20 protein-coding genes are annotated in these 18,955 nt (G+C 69.4%); 13 read left to right on the top strand and 7 right to left on the bottom strand.

What is annotated here, in order from left to right; translation table 11 throughout:
• The 3 genes from A5646_RS03020 to A5646_RS03010 all read left to right on the top strand — a co-directional run.
• Positions 1–574: FAD-dependent oxidoreductase (locus A5646_RS03020; RefSeq protein WP_369806903.1), on the top strand; the 574-nt coding region annotated here is incomplete at its 5' end.
• Positions 571–1,578 (top strand): DUF5914 domain-containing protein, encoded by a 1,008-nt coding sequence (locus tag A5646_RS03015; RefSeq protein WP_066881215.1) that lies wholly within the window; start codon positions 571–573, stop codon positions 1,576–1,578. The genes A5646_RS03020 and A5646_RS03015, both read left to right, overlap by 4 nt.
• Positions 1,579–1,794: 216 nt before the next feature.
• Positions 1,795–4,062 carry a catalase gene (locus A5646_RS03010; protein WP_067019762.1) on the top strand — a complete coding sequence of 756 codons (2,268 nt, stop codon included), beginning with the start codon at positions 1,795–1,797 and terminating at the stop codon, positions 4,060–4,062.
• Positions 4,063–4,139: 77 nt separating this feature from the next.
• Here the strand turns inward: A5646_RS03010 and A5646_RS03005 are convergent, their stop codons facing one another.
• Positions 4,140–4,394 (bottom strand): hypothetical protein, encoded by a 255-nt coding sequence (locus tag A5646_RS03005; protein ID WP_066862212.1) that lies wholly within the window; start codon positions 4,392–4,394, stop codon positions 4,140–4,142.
• Positions 4,395–4,558: 164 nt separating this feature from the next.
• Here A5646_RS03005 and A5646_RS03000 point away from each other — a divergent pair, with 164 nt between their 5' ends.
• The 4 genes from A5646_RS03000 (at position 4,559) to A5646_RS02985 (ending at position 6,289) form a co-directional block, all read left to right on the top strand.
• Positions 4,559–4,987 carry a hypothetical protein gene (locus A5646_RS03000; RefSeq protein ID WP_156748804.1) on the top strand — a complete coding sequence of 143 codons (429 nt, stop codon included), beginning with the start codon at positions 4,559–4,561 and terminating at the stop codon, positions 4,985–4,987.
• The gene (locus A5646_RS02995; RefSeq protein WP_066862218.1) at positions 4,984–5,199 is read left to right on the top strand and encodes a DUF2945 domain-containing protein; all 216 of its coding nucleotides are present in this window, start codon (positions 4,984–4,986) and stop codon (positions 5,197–5,199) included. The genes A5646_RS03000 and A5646_RS02995 overlap by 4 nt, the downstream gene beginning before the upstream one ends.
• Positions 5,200–5,227: 28 nt before the next feature.
• Positions 5,228–5,563: a DUF3140 domain-containing protein gene (locus tag A5646_RS02990; RefSeq protein WP_066881219.1), complete on the top strand. Its 336-nt coding sequence runs from the start codon at positions 5,228–5,230 to the stop codon at positions 5,561–5,563.
• 150 nt (positions 5,564–5,713) lie between these two features.
• On the top strand, positions 5,714–6,289 hold the full coding sequence (locus A5646_RS02985; protein WP_066881221.1) for a MarR family winged helix-turn-helix transcriptional regulator: 576 nt from the start codon (positions 5,714–5,716) through the stop codon (positions 6,287–6,289).
• On the opposite strand, the gene A5646_RS02980 is transcribed toward A5646_RS02985, so the two are convergent.
• Together A5646_RS02980 and fni are read right to left on the bottom strand one after the other, a co-directional pair.
• Positions 6,286–7,536: a glycosyltransferase gene (locus tag A5646_RS02980; RefSeq protein WP_067019759.1), complete on the bottom strand. Its 1,251-nt coding sequence runs from the start codon at positions 7,534–7,536 to the stop codon at positions 6,286–6,288. The genes A5646_RS02985 and A5646_RS02980 overlap by 4 nt on opposite strands.
• 11 nt (positions 7,537–7,547) lie before the next feature.
• On the bottom strand, positions 7,548–8,594 hold the full coding sequence (fni, locus tag A5646_RS02975) for a type 2 isopentenyl-diphosphate Delta-isomerase (protein WP_067019756.1): 1,047 nt from the start codon (positions 8,592–8,594) through the stop codon (positions 7,548–7,550).
• Positions 8,595–8,740: 146 nt separating this feature from the next.
• On the opposite strand from fni, the gene A5646_RS02970 reads away from it, so the two are divergent.
• The 4 genes from A5646_RS02970 (at position 8,741) to A5646_RS02955 (ending at position 13,471) form a co-directional block, all read left to right on the top strand.
• On the top strand, positions 8,741–10,849 hold the full coding sequence (locus A5646_RS02970; RefSeq protein ID WP_067019753.1) for an MMPL family transporter: 2,109 nt from the start codon (positions 8,741–8,743) through the stop codon (positions 10,847–10,849).
• Positions 10,846–11,325 (top strand): TspO/MBR family protein, encoded by a 480-nt coding sequence (locus A5646_RS02965; protein WP_066862236.1) that lies wholly within the window; start codon positions 10,846–10,848, stop codon positions 11,323–11,325. Before A5646_RS02970 ends, A5646_RS02965 begins: the two co-directional genes overlap by 4 nt.
• 2 nt (positions 11,326–11,327) lie before the next feature.
• Positions 11,328–12,656: a deoxyribodipyrimidine photo-lyase gene (locus A5646_RS02960; protein ID WP_067019748.1), complete on the top strand. Its 1,329-nt coding sequence runs from the start codon at positions 11,328–11,330 to the stop codon at positions 12,654–12,656.
• A gap of 263 nt (positions 12,657–12,919) precedes the next feature.
• The gene (locus tag A5646_RS02955) at positions 12,920–13,471 is read left to right on the top strand and encodes a DUF4333 domain-containing protein (protein WP_067019744.1); all 552 of its coding nucleotides are present in this window, start codon (positions 12,920–12,922) and stop codon (positions 13,469–13,471) included.
• On the opposite strand, the gene A5646_RS02950 is transcribed toward A5646_RS02955, so the two are convergent.
• Complete coding sequence (locus tag A5646_RS02950; protein WP_066862245.1) at positions 13,468–14,205, bottom strand: acyltransferase; 738 nt, start codon at positions 14,203–14,205, stop codon at positions 13,468–13,470. The genes A5646_RS02955 and A5646_RS02950 overlap by 4 nt on opposite strands.
• A gap of 141 nt (positions 14,206–14,346) precedes the next feature.
• Here A5646_RS02950 and A5646_RS02945 point away from each other — a divergent pair, with 141 nt between their 5' ends.
• Both A5646_RS02945 and A5646_RS02940 read left to right on the top strand, forming a co-directional pair.
• Positions 14,347–15,624, top strand: coding sequence for a PQQ-binding-like beta-propeller repeat protein (locus tag A5646_RS02945; protein WP_197505101.1), 1,278 nt, complete (start codon positions 14,347–14,349; stop codon positions 15,622–15,624).
• A gap of 18 nt (positions 15,625–15,642) precedes the next feature.
• A complete protein-coding gene (locus A5646_RS02940; RefSeq protein WP_067019741.1) occupies positions 15,643–16,032 on the top strand; it encodes a DUF6264 family protein in 390 nt (129 codons plus the stop codon).
• Here A5646_RS02940 and A5646_RS02935 read toward each other — a convergent pair.
• The 3 genes from A5646_RS02935 to A5646_RS02925 all read right to left on the bottom strand — a co-directional run bounded on the left by A5646_RS02935 (position 16,029) and on the right by A5646_RS02925 (position 18,947).
• The gene (locus A5646_RS02935; RefSeq protein WP_066881238.1) at positions 16,029–16,712 is read right to left on the bottom strand and encodes an esterase; all 684 of its coding nucleotides are present in this window, start codon (positions 16,710–16,712) and stop codon (positions 16,029–16,031) included. The two genes, A5646_RS02940 and A5646_RS02935, sit on opposite strands and share 4 nt — an antisense overlap.
• A 70-nt stretch (positions 16,713–16,782) precedes the next feature.
• Positions 16,783–18,018: a class I SAM-dependent methyltransferase gene (locus A5646_RS02930; RefSeq protein ID WP_231998222.1), complete on the bottom strand. Its 1,236-nt coding sequence runs from the start codon at positions 18,016–18,018 to the stop codon at positions 16,783–16,785.
• Entirely contained in the window at positions 17,976–18,947 is a 972-nt protein-coding gene (locus A5646_RS02925) for a class I SAM-dependent methyltransferase (protein ID WP_067019764.1), read from the bottom strand. Before A5646_RS02925 ends, A5646_RS02930 begins: the two co-directional genes overlap by 43 nt.
• Positions 18,948–18,955 lie beyond the last annotated feature (8 nt).

Genomic DNA, 18,955 nt, shown 5'->3' with positions numbered 1-18,955 from the left:
CTCGCGGCTGCGCAGCGCGCCGCCGTTCGCCGTGCATCGGCTGTGGCTCGACCGACCGGTCGCGGCGCACCGGCCGGCGTTTTTGGGCACCGCCGGCCATGAACCGCTCGACAACATCAGCGTGCTGGAGCGCTACGAAAGCGAAGCCCGCGACTGGGCCGGCGCGCATCATGGTTCGGTGGTCGAGTTGCACTCGTACGCCCTGGATTCCGCGCCGTCGCGGGACGCCGCGCTACGACAGCTACACAGGGTGTATCCGGAAACCGCTGCGGCGCAAATCGTCCACGAGAAGCTGCTGCATCGCAGCGACTGCCCGCTGTTTGCGCCGGGCTCCTATCCCTTCCGTCCCCCGGTCCGCACGCCCACGCCGGGCTTGTTGCTGGCCGGCGACGCCATCCGCATCGACTTGCCGGTGGCGCTCATGGAGCGCGCCGCAACCACCGGCTGGTGCGCCGCGAACCAACTCCTGCAACGATGGGGATTAGCCGGACACCCGTTGGCCACGGTACCCACCCAAGGCCGGTCACCGCTGCTTCGATGGCTTGCCGCCCGCGAAAGATCCACCAAACCATGAAGTTCCGCGAACAGCTACAGCAGCGCCTGTCCGCCACCCGGACCAAAGGGTGGCCACTGCAGGTGATCCCGCGCATGTCGTGGGCCGATCAACGCCCGACCTATCGCGACGCGCAACCCGCCATCATCGAGGGCGCGCTGCGCCGCTCGCAGCGCAAACCCACCGGCAACTGGTACGCCTTCGCCGCCAGTCACCAGGTCCCCGCCGGGCGCCCAGTCGGCGCCCGGGTCGCCGGCGTCGAGGTCGTGGCCTGGCGCGACGACCGCGGGCGGTTGTGCGTGGGGCCCCGCAGTTGCCCCCATTTGGGTGCCGACCTCGCCACCGGCACCGTGCACCGGGGCGCGCTGATCTGCCGCTGGCACGGGCTGACCCTGGACGGACACGCGCGCGAATTCGGCTGGAGCCCGTTGCCCAGTCATGACGACGGTGTCCTGGCATGGGTGCGGCTCGACGCGGTGGGCACGGAGGACCCGCTGGACCGGCCGGTGATTGCGCAGCGGCCGGCCGGCGACACCCTGAGCGCGGTCGCCCACGTGGTGGGGGTCTGCGAACCGAGCGACGTCATCGCCAACCGGCTCGATCCGTGGCATGGGGCGTGGTTTCACCCCTACTCGTTCACCCGGCTCGACGTGCTCACCACCCCCACCGAAGAGGCGGACCGATTCATGGTGGCGGTGACCTTCCGGATGGGACGCGTCGGAGTCCCTGTCGTCGCGGAGTTCAGTTGCCCGGAGGCGCGCACCATCGTCATGCGCATCGTGGACGGCGAGGGCGCGGGCAGCGTCGTCGAAACCCATGCGACACCAATGGGTTCGGGTCCCGACGGCCGACCGCGCACCGCGGTGCTGGAGGCCACCATCGCGCATTCGGACCGGCCCGGTTTCACGCGCGCCGCTCGGGCGGCGCCGCTGATCACACCGTTCATGCGTTACGCGGCCACCAAACTGTGGCGCGACGACCTCGCCTACGCCGAGCGCCGCTATCAGGTTCGCGCAAGTTCGTAGGGTCAAGCCGCCAGCTGGTCTCTTGGCACGCCCCGTGCCGGGTTGTCCGTGCGGCGGCAGGTGCGCTGCCGACGCCAGACGGCACGACCAGTTTTGCCCGTTCCCAACTTTTATGCCCAAACCGGGGTTTCACCGCGCCGCTGAGGGGAACGCGGGGATAAGCCGCCTGATGCCTCAGGCGGCCGTATCTGAATTCATGCCAACCAAGGAGATTTGATGGCGGAGGACGGCGGGCGCAGCAACCCGGTCAAGGGTGTCGTCGAGGGCGTCAAGGCAGTGGCCAAGCAGGCCCTCGGCGCGGTGTCCGGCCAGGAGTATCTGGTCCGCGAAGGCAAGGCCCAGCAGGCTCAGGCCAGCGGCTACATTCCCAGCGCGCCGGGCGCCGAGCCGCCAGACCTCGCGGAGCCGACGACGCCGCGGGAGCCGTTGCCGCCCAAGAACGACCAAATCGCCCCGGAACTTCGGACCGCGACCGGGACACCGGTCGAAGGCCCGACCACCGCGCGTGGGCAGCAGGGCGACTACCTGACCACCGCTCAGGGTGTGCGGCTGTATGACACCGATCATTCGCTGAAGGCCGGTGAACGCGGCCCGACGCTACTGCAAGACCACCATCTGCGCGAGAAGATCACCCATTTCGATCATGAGCGCATTCCGGAACGTGTGGTGCACGCCCGTGGCGCCGGCGCCCACGGTGTGTTCCGCGGCAACGGCGCAGCCGAAAAACTGTGCAAGGCAGGGTTTCTCAAGTCCGGCGCCGAGACGGCGGTATTCGTCCGATTCTCCACCGTGATCGGCTCCCGCGGATCGGCCGACACCGTGCGGGACACCCGCGGGTTCGCCACCAAGTTCTACACCCACGAGGGAACGTTCGACCTGGTCGGCAACAACATCCCGGTGTTCTTCATCCAGGACGGCATCAAATTCCCCGACATCATCCACGCGGCCAAGCCGCACCCGGATCGCGAGATCCCGCAAGCCCAGACCGCGCACGACACCTTCTGGGATTTCGTGTCGCTGCACACCGAGGCATCCGCGCACACCATGTGGGCCATGTCCGACCGCGCGATCCCGCGGTCTTACCGGACCATGGAGGGCTTCGGCGTCCACACGTTTCGGCTGGTCGCGCCCGACAACACCACCTCGCTGGTGAAGTTCCACTGGAAGCCGCGCCTGGGGGTGCATTCGCTGGTGTGGGAGGAGGCGCAGATCGCCGCCGGCGTCGACCCCGACTTCCACCGCCGTGACCTCGCCGATGCCATCGAGGCGGGCGCCTACCCCGAATGGGATCTGGGCATCCAGGTGTTCCCGGACACCCCGGAGCAAATGTTCGAAGGCATCGATCTGCTCGACTCGACCAAGATCGTGCCCGAGGAGTTGGCCCCGGTTCAAATCATCGGCACCATGCAACTCAACGCCAACCCGACCAACTTCTTCGCCGAGACCGAGCAGGTGGCGTTTCACATCGGTCATCTGGTTCCCGGCATCGACGTCACCGACGACCCGCTGTTGCACGCGCGGTTGTTCTCCTACCTCGACACGCAGATCACCCGCCTGGGTGGTCCCAATTTCGCGCAGATCCCGATCAACCGTCCGCACGCGCCGGTCAACGACATGTTGCGGGACGGGTTTCACCAACACGGCGTACATCCCGGCAATGCGCCGTACCGTCCGAATTCCATTGACGGCGGATGCCCTTTCGCCGCCGGAGCCGATCTCGCCGCCTTCATCGAGTCCCCGGTCCCACTGCCCGCGTCGACCAAACGTCGCGCAAATCCCGCGAGCTACGACGACCACTTCAGTCAGGCGACCTTGTTCTACCGGAGCCTGCAGCCCGTCGAACAAGCCCATGTCGTCGAGGCGTTCGCCTTCGAGTTGGGTAAATGCTACGAACAGGTGATCAAGGAACGCGAGCTCGCGGTCCTCGCGAAGATCGACACCGAACTGTGCGCCGCCGTCGCGGCGCAGCTGGGTTTGGAGCCGCCCGTCCCGGCCGCGGCGCCTGCCGCCCCGGCGGTCAGCCCGGCGCTGTCGCAAGTCGGCCAACGATGGCCGGTGGCCGGTCGCCGCATCGGTATCCTCACCGACGCCGAGTCCGACACCGGCCAGGTGACGGCGGCGGTGGCCGCGATCACCGCGGCCAAGCTGGTTCCCCTGGTGTTCGCGTCGCATGGCGGAAAGCTGAACCGCGACGGCGGCCCAACGGTTTCTCGCACGTATGCGACGGGACGATCCGTGGAGGTCGACGCCGTTCTCGTCGCTGGATCACCGGTCGAGGCCGGTGCGCGAACCCTCGTGGACGAGGCGTTCCGTCATCTCAAGCCGATCGGCGTGCTGCCGCAGGGGACCAATCTGCTTGCGGCAGCGGGCCTTCCGGCGGAAGGAGAAGGTATCTTCACGGGCTCGGACGCGTCGGACATCGTCTCCTCGCTCGTCGCCGGCCTCGAGGAGCACCGGGTGTGGAACCGCGTAGTCCCCACCTGACCGGTCCGACCCGGGATCGGCGAACGCCGAACCGCTTGCCTCGCGGCGATCGTGACACGCACCCGGCATAGCTGAGGCTACTTCGTGCCTTCCGGACCCGTCGCCGCCATGCCATCAGGGCTGGTGGCGGAGGAAGTGGTCGCCGTGGTGACCGAGCGGTGCCGGCCGCGGGCCGAACGCCGCCACACCAGCACTGACGCACCCGTAAGCAGGACCGCCAACGCGATCGCGGTGGGCCACATGGCCAACTGCGCGAGCCACAAGCGCCGTTGCAGGCGCAGCACTTTACGTTCGGCGCGGCCCAGCCGTCGCGACGTTTCGATCACGGTCATCGCCAGATCAGATACCCGGGGCGGAGTCGTTCAAACCGTCGCGGCGCGCGGCGAGGTCATCGCACCAAGCAGTTAACCATTCAGCTGATGAACCACCGGATCCGACGATTCGCACCGCCCCGCGGCGGGAATGCTCCGACCAACAGGGGGAAAGCATGGACGGCATGGCAAATGGCGAGATCGACGGCGTGGCGCAGGCGGTAGGTAAGGTGACCGAGGCGCTGGAAACCATCGAGCGCGCCCGTGGGCATCTGTATTCCTTTCATCAGCTCACCGGCCGGGCCGACCTGCAACTCGACGAGGCGGTGGCGCGGCTGCGCGAAACCGGCCACGCCGATCTGGCGCAACACATCAGCACCGAGCTGATCGGACGCAACGTCCTGCCGGGCCGGTGGAGCTTCCAGGTGCTCGAGGACTACGACGACGGCTACTACCGCTGCTTCACACAGATCGAACAGCTGGTGCGAAGCCGGCTCACCGAGGGACGGCGCCACGTCTACGAGATGGCCCTCAAGGAGCGTCGACGCACCGACGGACACCCGGCCCACACCGCCTCCCCCAGCGACGAATCGGCGAAAGGTGAATCCCGGTGAGCGACAAGCAATTCAAAAAGGGCGACAAGGTCGAGTGGCAAAGCCACGGCACCACGGTCCGGGGCACGGTCGAGGGCAAGATCACCTCCGACACCCAGGCCGCCGGGCGCACGGTGCGGGCGTCCGAGGACGAGCCGCAGTACAAGGTGCGCAGCGACAAGACGGGAGCCGACGCGGTACACAAGCCCGAATCGCTGCGCCGCGCAAAGTGATGCGCGACAACCGCATCGAGGAGTCACCGTGACCGACGACCAACACACCACCTGGGAGCGCTTCCGGGACACCGTCAACATGACGGCGCGCGAGCTGGAAAACTGGCTCGGCACCGAGGAATCGAAGAGTGTCGGCGAAAAGCGGAGCGGAGCCGAGTCCACCGGCCACGCCAGTGGCCGTCACATCGTCAAGATACTCAAGGCCAAACGCGCCGACCTCACCGAGGCCGACTACGCGCACATGCGAAAGGTGGTCGGTTATGCCAAGCGCCACCTGGCGCAACGCCCGCAGGGCGACATCGATGAAAGCCCCTGGCGGTACTCGTTGATGAACTGGGGCCACGACCCCGCGAAGTCCCGATAGCGCCCGCTCGGCGCGGCTGAGCCGCCGCGACGGCGATCCGCCGAGGGTGCCGTAGGCTGATGGCCACCGAACGCTCCGGCGCGTTTCGACTGCCGCGGATAGCGGTCACCGATACGCTGGCCGGCGTATTTGCAAAAAGGATGCGGGTAAGTGACCAAGCGCGCCGCCGCTGACCGGCGACCAGATCGAGCCGAACTCGAGAAATTGATGTCGGCCGATATGCGCGCGATCACCGCCCAGTCCGACCGCATCGGCCGCCACTTCGCCCGGCAAAACGATGTCAGCAGCACGGATTTTCACGCGTTGCTGCACATTATGGTCGCCGAAACCGCCGGGGAGCCGTTGACGGCGGCCCAGTTGCGCCGCCGCATGGACGTCTCACCGGCCGCGATCACCTACCTGGTCGACCGCATGATCGACGCCGGCCACGTCCGTCGCGAACCCGATCCCCAGGACCGGCGCAAGACCCTGCTTCGCTACGAGAAGCCGGGCATGGCGCTGGCCCGCTCGTTCTTCACTCCCCTTGGCGCCGAGCTACATACGGCGCTGGCCGACCTTCCAGATCGCGACCTGGCGGCGGCGCATCGGGTGTTCACCGCGATGATCGAGGCGATGGCCAGCTTCGAATCACGGCTGGCCACACCGGGTCCGAAGACGCCCGCGGCCCCCGAACCTAAGGTCAAGGGTCATCGCGGTCCGGCGAGACGCGGCGCCGCGCCCGACTAGTGAACCGGCCGCTCGGCGGCGCAGCCCAGTAGCCGCTGCTCGATAAGGTCGGCGCCGTGGGCCACGCCCCCCGTCGCGGCGAGCCCGGCGGCCACCCGTTGCGCGCCGTCGGCCATCGTCATCGCCTTGCGTACCTTGGCTCTCAGTCGCGCCACGGTGAGCTTCTTGGCGGTCAACCGGGTTCCACAGCGGGCCATCTCCACTCGCCTGGCGACCTCGGCCTGATCGCGCGCGAAGGGCACAACGCAGACCGGCACTCCCCGATCGAGGGCCTTCAACGTCGTGCCCATCCCCCCGTGCGTGATGGCGCAGCTGGCGCGGGCGAGGATGGCCGCGTGCGGCACGAACCGGCGCACGGTCGCGTTCTCGGGTCGCGGCAGACCAGCGGGCACACCGGCCGGGAACGTCGCCACCACGTGCACGTCCTCGTCGGCGAGCGCGCGCAACGCGATTCGTCCCAACGCCTCGTCACCCTGGCGCAACGAGGAGGTGTTCACCAGCACCATCGGACGTTCGATGGCGTCGATCCACTCCGGTGCGGCGGCCGTCGAGGGCTCGAATGCGCAGGCACCGATGTGGTGCACCACGCCGGACCATCCCGGATGCGGGTACTCGAACGGCTCGCCGCCGACCGCCAATACCAGCGGCGCGCGCCGGATGAAGCCGTCCACCGAGGTGACCGGCGGCAGGTCCAGCCCGGCGCGAATGGCGTTGATGCGAGGCAACATTGGCCGGTCGAACAGGTGCCTGACGATCGGCCGCACCGTGGCGTCACGGACCTCACCGACGATGCCCGGCAGCGGACGAAATCCGGGACCGAATGGTGGCACCCCGCGCGATCGCAGGTAGGGGGTGAACGGTGAGAACAACAGCCACGGAAGGTCCCCGGCGTCCGCGGCCGACAGGGCTCCCCAACAGTTCGCGTCCACGATCACCGCATCCGGCCGGGTCGCGCCCACCGCACGCCGAAAGTCGTCGACTTCCAGCACCGCCCGCCGGCACAGCACGTCGATGGTTAACTTCAACACTTCCAAGGTATTTCGCGCCTGCCAGTCGTTGCCGGCGATCGCCTCGATCCGCGGATCGACCGGCTCGGCGTGCACGCCGATGGATCGCATCGTCGAAACACCGGCCGACATGGTGCGCAGGTGCACCTCGTGTCCGCGCCGGGTCAGCTCGGCGAGCAGCGCCCCGGCCGGCAGCAGATGCCCCAGGGCGGGCGAGCCGTAGGCCAAGATGACGGCCACCTCGCGCGGGCCTAGTCCGCGCCGACGAGGTCGACGCCGCGCAGGTCCGCCAGGTTCGCGGCACCACAGCCGTGCAGGCAGATCCGCAGCTCGTCGATGAACGGCTGCAGCCAGTCGACCACGGCGTCACTCGATTCGATGGCGGCCGGCAGCAGCGGCCGGGCGACCGCCACGACATCGGCACCGAGTGCGATCGCCTTGGCCGCATCCATACCGGTGCGGATGCCACCGGAGGCCACCAAGGGGATCGCCGGTAGCGCCTCGCGCACCTCCACGATGGCGCGGGCGGTCGGGATGCCCCAGTCGGCCAGGTGCGGGTAGCGCAGTTCGCCGTACCGCACGAACTGCTCGACGCGCGACCACGACGTGCCGCCGGCGCCCGCGACGTCGATTCCGGCCACCGGCAATTCGCCTTCTCCCCCGACCAGTTCCGCGGCCGCCGCGCCGCCGATGCCGTGCCCGACCTCCTTGAGCAGCACCGGATAGTCGACGGTGGCGGCGGCCTCGCGCAACCTGTTCAGCGACCCGGCGAAGTCGGTGTCGCCGTTGTGTTGCATCGCCTCCTGGAGCGGATTGGTATGCACGGCAAGCGCATCGGCGCCCACCCGATCCAGGGCCTTCGCCAGATCCGGCGCGGCGGCCTTGGTCAGTTGCGCCAAGCCGATGTTGCCGAACAGCAAGACATCCGGCGCCACATCGCGCACCGTGAAGCTGTCCGCCGCCCGCTCCCCCAGCGCACTGTCCAACATGATCCGCTGCGAGCCCAGCATCATGCCCAAACCCAGCTGCTGGGCCGCCGCGGCCAGGTTGCGGTTGATCGTCCCGGACAACTCCGCACCCCCGGTCATCGCGCCGATGAGGATAGGCGACCGCAGGCGGGCACCGAAAAACTCGGTGGACAAATCGATGTCGCCCAGGTTGGTCTGGGTCAGCGCGTTGTACGGCAGTTCATAGCGGTCCAGCCCGGTGGTGACGCCGTCGTAGCCGACCGGCTCGCTCAGGCAGACATCGATGTGCCGCCGCTTGCGGGTGGTCATCTCGCCGCGGTCAGCGGTCATCGCAGGTACCCCCTCGCGTCCGACACTGCCCCCGGCCCCGCGTCCATAATGTCCATAGTGCCCCCTCCTGCGTACCGCCGGCGCCGTCGCGTGGCGATGCGTCATTTCAGTTGATTAATGGTTAACAAACTGAAAGGGTTGTAAACGTGGTGTGGGATTCCGTGGCCGCCGCCGTGACGGGGCGGCGTTGCTGGCTGCTCGCGCTGGCCGCGGCCGCGCTCGGTGTCGGGTTGATGGTCCTGATCGGCGGTAACGCCGCCGCGGGCCAATCCCCGCAATCCGTTCCAGTCGATGCGCAATCCGCCCGGGTCGAGACCCTGGCCAGGCAGTTTCCCGTGGGTGATAAGGCGCCGCTGATCGTGGTGGTCAGCCGCACCGATGCAGGCGTGCTGACCGCGTCCGACCGCGACGCCGCCCAGGCCGCTCGGGACCGGGCGCTGGCGGCCTCGCGGCCCGGCGCGAATGCGGCGGCGACCCCGCTGCTGCCGTCGAGCGACGGCAGGGCCGCCCTGGCCGCGGTCCCCATCGACGCCGACCTGTCCGGGCTCGAGCTCTCCGACGCCGTCACCACGCTGCGCACGGCCGCGGCCACCGGCCTGCCCGGGCAGCTGCAGGTGCACGTGACCGGCGGCCCCGCCTTCGGGGCGGACATCGCCGGCGCGTTCGCGGGCGCCAACATCACCCTGCTCGCGGTGACGACGTCGGTGGTGGCGCTGCTGCTGATCGCCACCTACCGCTCCCCGGTGCTGTGGCTGGTCCCGCTGCTGGTCGTCGGATTCGCCGATCGAGTGGCCGCGGCGCTCGGCACGGCGGTCGCATCGCTGACCGGGCTGAGTTTCGACGGCGCCACCTCCGGGATCACCAGCGTGCTGGTTTTCGGCGCCGGCACCAATTACGCGCTGCTGCTGATCTCCCGGTATCGACAAGAGCTGCACCGCCATTCCGCGCACCGCGCCGCCCTGCGCGAGGCCGTGCGCAGGGCGGGGCCGGCCATCGTCGCCAGCAACGCCACCGTGGTGTTGGCGTTGCTCACCCTGCTGTTCGCGTCCACCCCGAGCACCCGCAGCCTGGGCGCGCTCGCGGCGTGCGGCCTTGTCGTCGCGGCGATTTCGGTGCTGGTGATCCTCCCCCCGCTGCTGGCCGGCTGCGGGCGGCGATTGTTCTGGCCGTTCATCCCGCGCGCGGACGACGGCGACACCCTCGGAGCCGGCGCGTGGCTTCGCGTCGCGGAATGGGTGAATCGGCGCCCCGCTCTGGTGGCGGCGGTCGCCGTCGCGGTGCTGGCGGTCCTGGGCACCGGCCTGCTGGGAACCCGGATCGGCCTGACGCAGACCGAACAGTTCCGCCTGCGCGCCGACTCCGTGGCGGGATACCAGGTTGTGGCCCAACACTTTCCGGCCGGCCTGACCAACCCGACGCTGGTCATCGGACGCACGGATCACGCCTCGGCGCTGCGGCAGGCAATCACCGCCACCCCCGGCGTCGTCTCGGTGACCGAGTCCGGCCGATCGGAGTCCGGGCTGACGAAGTGGTCGGTGGTGATCGACGCGCCGCCGTCGTCGAATCAAGCTTTCAATGCAGTTGCGGCACTGCGGAATTCGACGCGAGCCGTGGACCCCGCGGCGTTGGTGGGCGGGCCCGACGCGCAGGCCGTCGACGTGCGTGATGCGGCCACTCATGACCGGCTGCTGCTGATCCCGGCGATCCTGGCCGTCATCCTGGTCGTGCTGTACGCGGTGCTGCGCTCGGCCCTGGCGCCACCGACGCTGCTGGCCGCGACGATCCTGGGCGCGTTGGCCGCGCTGGGCATGGGTGGGTGGGCGAGCCTGCACGTCTTCGGGTTCCCGGCGCTGGACAACACCACCCCGCTGTTCGCGTTCTTGTTCTTGGCGGCCCTCGGGGTGGACTACACGATCTTTCTGGTCACCCGGGCCCGCGAGGAAGCCGCGCGGCCCGGCGCCCGCGCTCCGATGGTGCGCGCTGTATCGGCTACCGGTGGCGTGATCACCAGTGCCGGAATCGTTTTGGCCGCCGTGTTCTGCGTGCTCGGGGTGTTGCCGCTGATCGTGTTGACCCAGCTTGGCATCATCGTCGGCCTGGGAATCCTGCTCGACACCTTCGTGGTGCGCACGCTGGTCATCCCGGCGTTGTTCGCCCTCATCGGCGACCGGATCTGGTGGCCGACCAATCCAACACGCACCAAAACCGTTGAGCAACAAGCGGACCGGAGACAACCAGAACGGAGCACGCGATGAACAGGTCGATACTGGCCGGGACCAGCCTGGCCGTGGCCGCAACCGCCGCGGCCGGCAGCGTCGCCAGCCGCGACGCCACGTCCCGGTGGTACTCGCGGCTCCGCAAGCCCGCCTACCAGCCACCCCGCGCCGCCTTCCCCGCGGCGTGGACCACGCTCTACGGGGACATCGCGGTCACGTCGGCGGCAGCCCTCGACCGTCTGAAGGCAACCGGGCAGCACGACAAGGCCCGCGCGTACGCGGCGGCGCTGACGGCGAACCTGGCCCTGAACGCCGGATGGAGTTGGCTGTTCTTCCGGTACCACAAACTCGGGGCCGCCACGATCGGGGCGGCGGCGCTGACGGCCAGTAGCGCCGATCTGGTCAGGCGCACGGCGCAAGCCACACCGCGCGGCGCGCTGGCGTTGCTGCCCTACCCCTTGTGGTGCGGCTTCGCGACCGTTTTGTCCACCCACATCTGGCGACTCAACCGCTGACTATGCCGGCACTGCTGTGGTTTCGCCGAGATCTGCGGTTGCGCGATCATCCGGCGCTGCTCGCCGCGGCCGAGAACGACGAGGTGCTCGCCTGCTTCGTGCTGGACCCGCGCCTGGAAAAGTCCTCGGGGCAACGCCGACTGCAGTACCTCGGTGACTCGCTGCGCCGGCTGCGCGACGATCTCGACGGCCGGCTGCTGGTCACCCGCGGGCAGCCCCACACGCAGATTCCCCGCATAGTCAAGGAAATCGGGGCGTCGTCGGTGCACATCTCCGAAGACTTCGCGCCGTTCGGCAAGCGCCGTGACGAGCGGGTGCGCGCGGCGCTGGGTCCGGTGCCGCTGATGGCGACGGGGTCGCCGTACCTCGTCTCACCCGGCCGCGTCACCAAGCCCGATGGCTCGCCCTACCAAGTGTTCACCCCGTTCCTGCGCCAGTGGCGCAAGACCGGGTGGCGGGAACCGGCGAAGTCGAACGCGAAGTCCGCGCGCTGGCTGGATCCGGCGAGCCTGCCCATCAAGCAGTGCGACCTCCCCGATCCCGGACAGGCCCTCGAGGTGGCCGCAGGCGAGGCGGCGGCACGCAAACAATGGAAGTCGTTCGTCGACAACGGCTTACAAAGCTACGCCGAGGAACGCAACAGGCCCGACCTGACCGGGACCAGCCGCATGTCGGCGCACCTGAAGTTCGGCACCATTCATCCGCGCACCCTGGTCGCCGACCTGGACGCACGAAGCGTCGGGGCGCAGGCCTTCTTGCGGGAGTTGGCTTTTCGCGACTTCTACGCCGACGTGCTGCACCACTGGCCGGCCAGCGCCTGGCGGAACTGGAACAGCGATTTCGACGGCATCCAGACCGACACCGGCGCGCAGGCCGCCCGCCGCTTCGAGGCATGGAAAGCCGGCGAGACGGGCTTTCCGTTCGTGGATGCCGGCATGCGTCAGCTGCGCGACACCGGATTCATGCACAACCGCGTGCGCATGGCCGTGGCCTCGTTCCTGGTCAAGGACCTGCACCTGCCGTGGCAATGGGGGGCCGAATGGTTCCTGGACCAGCTGGTCGACGGTGACATGGCGAACAACCAGCACGGCTGGCAGTGGTGTGCGGGCTGCGGCACCGACGCCGCGCCCTACTTCCGGGTGTTCAACCCGATCACCCAGGGTGAGAAGTTCGACCCGGCGGGTGATTACATCCGGCGCTGGGTCCCGGAGCTGCGTTCGGCCGACGACGTGCACCTTCGCAAGGGTCAACGTCCCGACGGCTATCCCGAGCCGATAGTCGACCACCCCGCGGAGCGCGCCGAGGCGCTGCGGCGTTACCAGAGCATCTGAGCGGGATTCGCCGTCGAGGCGCTCCCGCCGGCTCCGCGAACTGATGCGCACCTTCCGCCATGTGCTAGCACCCGCGCCAGCGGAATCGGAAAGCGGATTATGGTGCGCAGACGTTGCCGCTGTGACACGAGTGGCCGTTGGTGGGTCATGGACGCAGCAACGGCCACGCCCGCCGGCACCCGTTTGCTGAATCGTCCGCCCGAAACCGATGAGCATGCCAGGATCAGCCCATTCATCGTGGGCAAGCCGTTCGGGAGGCGACAATGACCAACTTCATCATCCGGGCGCTGCTGATCTCTGGCGCGGCGGCCGGACTCGCCGCGGGCGTCGGCGCCTGTTCGTGTTCCGTCGGCACCTCGCACTCGGTGAGCAAGAGCGATGTCGCCGGCCAGATCACCGCCAAAATGACCGACGCGGCGGGCAACAAACCGGAGTCGGTGAACTGCCCCACCGATCTGCCCGCGAAGGTCGGCGCGCAGATCAATTGCGACATGAAGGTCAAGGACCGGCCGTTCAACGTCAACGTCACGGTGACCAGCGTCAACGGCAAGGACGTCAAGTTCGACATGGTCGAGACGGTCGACAAGAACCAGGTCGCCGGCGCGATCAGCACCCAGGTGGGCCAGCAGGTCGGCCGCAAACCGGACGCGGTGACCTGCCCCGACAACCTCAAAGGCGTTGCGGGCGCGACGTTACGGTGTCAGCTCACCGACGGCGCCGAGAAATACGGCGTGCTGGTGACCGTGACCGACGTCGACGCCGGCGACGTCAACTTCCACTTCAAGGTCGACGAGCAGCCGCAGGCCGCCGGCTAACGGGCCGCCTTCTTGCGCTCGATGTCGGCCAGCGCGGCCGCCAGTTCGGCGCGCTGGGCGGCCGAGCTCTCCCAGGCGAGCTGGCGGTTCTTCACCACCTTGGCCGGCGCGCCGACCGCGATCGAGTAGTCCGGGATCACCCCGCGGACCACCGCGTGAGACCCGAGCACGCAACCACGCCCGATGGACGTGCCCCGCAGCACCGATACCTTGACGCCCACCCAGGTGTCCGGACCGATCCGGACCGGGGACTTGACGATGCCCTGGTCCTTGATCGGCAGGTCGATGTTGTCCATGCGGTGGTCGAAATCGCAGACGTAGCACCAGTCGGCCATCAGCACCGAGTCGCCGAGCTCGATGTCGAGGTAGGCGTTGATCACGTTGTCGCGACCCAGCACCACCTTGTCCCCGAACCGCAGCGAACCCTCGTGCGCGCGGATGGTGTTCTTGTCGCCGATGTGCACCCAGCGGCCGATCTCGAGCTGCGCGAGCTCGGGCGTCGCATGGATCTCGACGCCCTTGCCCAGAAACACCATGCCGCGGGTGATGATGTGCGGGTTGGCCAGCTTGAACTTCAGCAGCCGCCAATAGCGCACCAGGTACCACGGGGTGTACGCGCGGTTGCGCAGCACCCATTTCAGCGAGGCCAGCGTGAGGAACTTGGCCTGGCGCGGGTCGCGCAGATTTGATCCACGCCAGCGACGATGGACCGGGGCACCCCACATGGATGTCATGGCCGGAAAGCCTAGTCGAGAGGCCAAGCGATACCCTCACGTGTACTCGATCGCCGCACCCGCCGAACGCCCCTGCGGAAGGACTTGGAAACCGACGTGCTTGCCCGACGACTCGTCAGTGGGCTACGGCGTTGTTCATCCGTGGCGCTGGCGGCCGTGCTCGCGGTGCCGCTGGGGGCCTGCGGCAACACCGACTCGTGGGTGGACGCCGCGGCCGCGCAAGGCTGGCCGGCCCAGTACGCCGACGCCGCCAACAGCAGCTACACCACCGTCGGCGGCGCCACCAAGCTGTCGCTGCAATGGACCCGGTCGGTCAAGGGAAGCCTGGCCGCCGGACCGGCGCTCAGCGCGCGCGGCTATCTGGTCCTCAACGCCCAGACGTCGGCGGGATGTTCGCTGATGGAGTGGGAGAACAACGACAACGGGCGGCAGCGCTGGTGTGTGCGGCTCGCCCAGGGTGGGGGCTTCGGCGGCCCGCTGCTCGACGGTTTCGACAATGTCTATGTCGGCCAGCCCGGGGCCATGCTGTCCTTTCCGGTCACCCAGTGGACGCGGTGGCGCCAGCCGGTGATCGGCATGCCCACCACGCCGCGGTTCCTCGGGCAGGGCGAGCTGCTCGTCACGACCCACCTGGGGCAGGTGCTGGTCTTCGACTCCCATCGCGGCCAGGTGACCGGGAGCCCGCTCGATCTCGTCGACGGCGTCGACCCCACCGACCCCGCGCGCGGCCTCGCCGACTGCGCCCCGGCCCGCCAGGGCTGTCCCGTCGCGGCCGCCCCCGCCTTCTCGCCGGTCAACGGGATGGTGGTGCTCGGGGTCTGGCAGCCCGGCGCCCCGGCCGCGGGTCTGGTGGGGCTGAAGTACCACCCCGGGCAGACGCCGCTGCTCACCCGCGAATGGACCAGCGACGCCGTCGGCGCCGGCATCATCGCCAGTCCAGTGCTGTCGGCCGACGGATCGACCGTCTACGTCAACGGCCGCGACCAACGGCTGTGGGCGCTGCGCACCGCCGATGCGAAGGTGAAATGGTCGGCGCCGCTGGGCTTCCTGGCGCAGACGCCGCCCGCAGTCACCCCGCAGGGGCTGATCGTGGCGGGCGGCGGGCCCGACACCCGGCTGGCGGCGTTCAAGGACGCCGGTGATCACGCCGACCAGGTGTGGCGCCGCGACGACGTGTTCCCCCTGTCGACGTCGAGCCTGGCCGGCGGCGGCGTCGGCTACGCGGTGGTCAGCGGCCCACCGGCGAACGGCGCCCCCGGCATGTCGCTGCTGGTGTTCGATCCGGGCAGCGGCCGCACGTTGAACAGCTCTGCGCTGCCCGCGGCGACCGGGTATCCCGTCGGGGTATCGGTCGGCACCGATCGCCGGGTGGTGGCCGCCACCAGCGACGGCCAGGTTTACGGTTTTGCGCCGGCCTGACCGGGACATACTGCTGTAGTGCCGATCGACGACCCCGCGGCGCCCGGCGCCGCCACCACCAGTACCGCAGGAAGCGGCCGCAGCAACACCGCCGACACCGTGGCGACGGTCATCTTGCTGGTCATCCACGGCGGCCTCTACGGCGCGACCTTCGCGCTGCTGGGTCTGCTGGTGATGACCACCGATGCGTGCGGCTCCCGGCAGTGCGGCAATCCCGCCTGGATCGACCGGGCCATGAACCTGGCCACCTGGGGCGGCGCGGCCCTGTTGCTCATCGACATCGTGCTCGCGGTGTACCTGCTGGTGCGCCGGCGGCGGGCGTTTTTCGTCCCGATCATCGGGTGCCTCGCGCAGGTGGCGCTGGCGGTCGCCGCCGTCGCGATGGAGTTGCAGGCCGGCCCGGTCTAGATCGCCAGCGGCGGAATGGCGTTGCGCGGCACCTGGGCCTGCAGCGGCCCGCCGAACGCCGGCAGCATCTCGCCCGGGGCGAAGTAGAAGATCAGCTGATCGTCGGTGATGGCGAAGTTCTGGTAGTGGGTCGGGTCATGGCCGGTCGACGGCAAAATGGCGGCGCCCAAAGGGGTTTGGCGTTCCAGGTCGCGCTGCACGATCGGGAAGATGGCGTCCAGCGGCGTGGTGTTGGGAGGGAACAGGTTGTCGAAGGTCAGCGGCTGCTTGGTGCCCAGGTTGTAGTTGAAGGCCTTGTACCAGATCGACGAGTGCGATCCCCCGACGTCCTGGAAGAACTTGAGCACCACGCTGCGGGTGTTGTGCGGCGGCTGCCCGGCGCTGTGCTGTTCGGTGGTGGCCTCCAGCTGGTAGGGCTGGTCGCGGCCGCCGGAACTCTGCGCGACCGCGACGAAGCCGTCCCGGTTCTGGGTGATGTAGTCGGTCAGCGCCTGCTCGTCCGGGTAGTCGGCGGGGAAGGTCATGTTGAGCGTGTAGTTGGGGCCGGTGGCGTGCAGATGGCACAGCTGGCCGGCCTCGACGCTGCCGCCCAAACCGGCACACGACGGCGGCTCGGCCGCGGCCGGCCAGCCCACCAGGACCGCCGCCGCCAGCAGCGCAGCGGCTATCGGATAACGCATCGTGGAATCGTCCTCGCAGAGTGGCCAGGGCCGGTGACCCGGAGAAGTGACGCCGCCAGCGTACCCGGAGCTATCGGGAGGGCCGGCAAACGAATGCCATCGCCCGGCTGGCGGTCCGGGCGCCGATGCGGGCGATGACCACGGACAGCGGGCGGCTCCCGCGCAGCCGCATCCGTTTGCGCAGCGCGTCCGGGTCGACGCGCACCCCGCGCACCAGCACCTCGAGCGCGCCGCAGTCGCGAGCCGACAGCGCCTGGCGCAGGCGGCGCTCGTCGAAGACCAGCTGTTCGAGCACCTCAAACCCGCGGTCGGCGGCCGGTAGCGCATCACCGGAGAGGTAGGCGATGTCGGGGTCGAGCTGCCAGAGTCCGTGCCGTGCGCCGTAGTGGCGCACCAGCCCGGCCCGCACCACGGCGCCGTCCGGGTCGACGATCCAGCGACCGGCCGGCCGCACGCCGCAGTCGTCGGGGTCGGTGTCGGTCAGCTGCTCGCCGCGGTCCAGCATGTTGGCCCGCCGGCCCACGCCGGGCCGCGCCAGCCCGGCCGACCACAGGCAGGCTTCCCGGACCGAACCCCGATACGACGTCACCTCGATCTCGCCGCCGAAGCCCAGGCGCCGCACCTCATCGAAATCGATTCCGGGAGCGCACTTTACGACGAAGTGCCGGTCGCGGTAGGTGTCGAGCAGCGAGCCCAGGCCGGGCCGGTAGTCGTCGATACGCAACCGGCGCCGGCCCTCGACGCGCCGGGCCGGGTCGGCGACGAGCACGGCGTCGCGGGTGATCGGGCGCAGGGCGTCGGCGCGGCAGAGCAGGGCCGCCTCCCCCACGTTGTGGCGGGCCATGGCCAGCCGCACCGGGTCGATATCGCTGCCCACCGCGGTGACCCCGCAGGCCCGCAGCGCGGCGAGCTCGGTGCCGATCGAACAGGTCACGTCGTGCACGACGAAATCGGGGGCGGCGCCGGCCAGTCGCCGGGCCCGGTGCAAGGCCACCGGCGCCGCGGTGGCCTGCTGCAGCGCCTCGTCGGTGAACAGCCACGCCGGCGTCGCAAGGCCGCCGAGTTTGTCCACCGCGCGGCGGCGCAACAGGACCGTCTCCACCAGGATCGCGGCGCGGTCACCGAATCGGGCGCGGGCGGCGGCGACGTCGGCGACCCGGGTGGCGTCGGTCAGCTCGAGCCGGGCGACCTCCGCCAGCGCCGCGGCACCCGCGGCCGACCGCAGGTAGCCGACGTCTTGCGCGCTGAACCGCAGTCCACCACTCAGGAGGGTTTGACCCCGGTCACCATCACGTTGTAGAACCAGCCCTTCGGCACCACACGGCGCCACACGTTGGCGTCCACCCAGCTCAGCGTCTTCCAGCCGTTGAAGGCGAACTTCGCCCAGCCCCAGCCCAGCCGCCCGGGCGGCACCGACGCCTCGAAGGTGCGCACCGGCCAGCCGAACATCGCGGCGGTGAACTCCTCGCTGACGGTCCGCACCTGGACGGCCCCGGCGTTGGCGGCCATCCGCTCCAGGTCGCCCGGGGTGAAGGTGTGCAGGTCGACGATGGCCTCCAGCGCCGCGGCCCGCGACGATTCGTCGAGCTCGGCCTGCGGGCGCCGCCAGCTGCCCAGGCCGGGCAGCTTGGTGACGTTGGTGGCGATGCGCCAGGTCAGGGTGGACAGCTCGCGGGCGTAGACGTCGCCGGCGCTGGTCGGCTCGCCGGCGAAGACGAACCGGCCGCCCGGGCGCAGCACCCGGATCACCTCGCGCAGCGACAACTCCACATCGGGGATGTGGTGCAGCACCGCGTGGCCGACGACCAGGTCGAAGGTGTTGTCCTCGTACGGGATGCCCTCGGCGTCGGCGACCCGGCCGTCGATGTCGAGGCCCAGCGACTGCCCGTTGCGGGTGGCGACCTTGACCATGCCCGGCGACAGGTCGGTCACCGATCCGCGCCGGGCCACCCCGGACTGGATCAGGTTGAGCAGGAAAAACCCAGTGCCGCAACCCAATTCAAGGGCCCGGTCGTAGGGCAGCTCGCGCCGCACCTCGTCCGGCACGATGGCGTCGAAGCGGCCCCGCGCGTAGTCGATGCAGCGCTGGTCATAGGAGATCGACCACTTGTCGTCGTAGGTCTCGGCTTCCCAGTCGTGGTAGAGCACCTGGGCCAGCTTGCTGTCGTGCCGGGCGGCTTCCACCTGCTCGGCGGTGGCGTGGGGCGTCGGAACGGCGTCCGTCGAACTGGTCATGCAGGGCA

This window comes from Mycobacterium sp. 1245499.0 (genome assembly GCF_001673615.1).
Taxonomy (GTDB): Bacteria; Actinomycetota; Actinomycetes; order Mycobacteriales; family Mycobacteriaceae; genus Mycobacterium; species Mycobacterium europaeum_A.
Note: the sequence above shows the minus strand (reverse complement) of the source record. Positions and strands in the feature narration are given on the sequence as shown.

Coding starts and splice junctions, on each gene's coding strand:
- A5646_RS03015 (WP_066881215.1), top strand. CDS start 571: ATGAAGTTCCGCGAACAGCTACAGCAGCGCCTGTCCGCCACCCGGACC.
- A5646_RS03010 (WP_067019762.1), top strand. CDS start 1,795: ATGGCGGAGGACGGCGGGCGCAGCAACCCGGTCAAGGGTGTCGTCGAG.
- A5646_RS03005 (WP_066862212.1), bottom strand. CDS start 4,394: ATGACCGTGATCGAAACGTCGCGACGGCTGGGCCGCGCCGAACGTAAA.
- A5646_RS03000 (WP_156748804.1), top strand. CDS start 4,559: ATGGCAAATGGCGAGATCGACGGCGTGGCGCAGGCGGTAGGTAAGGTG.
- fni (WP_067019756.1), bottom strand. CDS start 8,594: ATGACCGCTGACCGCGGCGAGATGACCACCCGCAAGCGGCGGCACATC.
- A5646_RS02965 (WP_066862236.1), top strand. CDS start 10,846: ATGAACAGGTCGATACTGGCCGGGACCAGCCTGGCCGTGGCCGCAACC.
- A5646_RS02960 (WP_067019748.1), top strand. CDS start 11,328: ATGCCGGCACTGCTGTGGTTTCGCCGAGATCTGCGGTTGCGCGATCAT.
- A5646_RS02955 (WP_067019744.1), top strand. CDS start 12,920: ATGACCAACTTCATCATCCGGGCGCTGCTGATCTCTGGCGCGGCGGCC.
- A5646_RS02950 (WP_066862245.1), bottom strand. CDS start 14,205: ATGACATCCATGTGGGGTGCCCCGGTCCATCGTCGCTGGCGTGGATCA.
- A5646_RS02935 (WP_066881238.1), bottom strand. CDS start 16,712: ATGCGTTATCCGATAGCCGCTGCGCTGCTGGCGGCGGCGGTCCTGGTG.
- A5646_RS02925 (WP_067019764.1), bottom strand. CDS start 18,947: ATGACCAGTTCGACGGACGCCGTTCCGACGCCCCACGCCACCGCCGAG.